The organism is Pseudoalteromonas sp. 120-MNA-CIBAN-0494 (assembly GCF_040308885.1).
GTDB lineage: Bacteria > Pseudomonadota > Gammaproteobacteria > Enterobacterales > Alteromonadaceae > Pseudoalteromonas > Pseudoalteromonas nigrifaciens.
The window spans coordinates 1-1,324 of sequence record NZ_JBEOOE010000078.1 but is presented as its reverse complement, the minus strand read 5'-3'; the positions used below and the strand labels follow the sequence as shown (position 1 = coordinate 1,324).

The window sequence follows — 1,324 nt, the reverse complement described above, 5'->3', positions numbered from 1 at the left end:
GAGGATGTAACTAATTTTGTGTAACTGCCTATCATTATTTACTCTAAAAAGAGTTTAAGGATTAGGCGATGAACATGAATAAAGAAGAACTCGAAGCGTTTGCAAAAGAAGCAGCTAAAAGTATTAAAACACCTGACGATTTAAATCAATTTAGTCAGATGTTAAAAAAGATAACTGTTGAAGCCGCACTTAATGCAGAAATGGATGAACATTTAGGCTATCAAAAACACAGTAAATCCACGAGCAGTAATAGCCGAAATGGTAAAACAAGTAAGCGTATCAAGACAGAAGACGGTGAGTTTGAGCTTGATACGCCCCGCGACCGTGAAGGCTCTTTTGAGCCACAGCTTGTTAAAAAGCATCAATCTCGATTCACCTCAATGGATGATAAAATTTTATGGCTGTATGCCCAAGGAATGAGCACACGCGATATCGTGAATGCCTTTCATGAGTGGTATGGCGCTGATATCTCTCCCACATTGGTGTCACGTGTTACCAGCGCTGTTATGGAGCAAGTCACTGAATGGCAATCTCGCCCCCTGGATGCGATTTATCCTATTGTTTATTTGGATTGCTTGGTTGTAAAAATACGCCAAGATAAGCGCGTTATCAAAAAGTCTATTTACCTTGCTTTAGGTATTAATATTGACGGCCATAAAGAATTGCTTGGCATGTGGATTTCAGAAAATGAAGGGGCTAAGTTTTGGTTGAGCGTGCTCACCGAATTAAGCCAACGGGGCGTTGAAGATATCTTAATCGCGTGCGTAGATGGGCTGAAGGGATTTCCTGATGCAATTAATACTGCTTACCCGCAAACTCATGTTCAATTGTGTATAGTGCATATGGTTCGAAACTCATTGAAATATGTCTCATGGAAAGATTATAAAGCCGTGACGGCCGATTTGAAGCTGATTTACCGCTCGTCGACAGAAGAAGAGGCGTTGCTGGAGTTGGAGCGATTTGCAGAGAAATGGGACAATCAATATCCTCAAATAGCAAAGTCATGGCGTGCGAATTGGGACAATTTAAACACGTTATTTAATTATCCGGAGGCAATACGAAAAGCCATTTATACAACGAATGCCATTGAGTCGCTCAACAGCGTTATTCGCCGAGCGATTAAAAAGCGTAAGATATTTCCAAATGACGACTCTGCGAGAAAAATGATTTATTTGGCAATAAAAGAGGCATCGAAAAAATGGACGATGCCAATTCGAGACTGGCGAAATGCAATGAGTCGTTTTATCATTGAATTTGAGGAACGACTCAGCAAGCATATTTAAAATCTAAAAACGGGCAGTTACACAGAATCCGTTACAGGCTC

1 protein-coding gene is annotated in these 1,324 nt (G+C 40.6%); it reads left to right on the top strand.

Translation table 11 applies throughout. The annotated features are described in order from the left end of the window. Positions 1–74: 74 nt before the first annotated feature. On the top strand, positions 75–1,283 hold the full coding sequence (locus AAEY55_RS18035) for an IS256 family transposase (RefSeq protein WP_179808386.1): 1,209 nt from the start codon (positions 75–77) through the stop codon (positions 1,281–1,283). The last annotated feature ends 41 nt before the right edge of the window (positions 1,284–1,324 follow it).

What these genes read in the sequence shown, in the direction of transcription:
- AAEY55_RS18035 (WP_179808386.1), top strand. Translation starts at nt 75, where the DNA reads ATGAATAAAGAAGAACTCGAAGCGTTTGCAAAAGAAGCAGCTAAAAGT.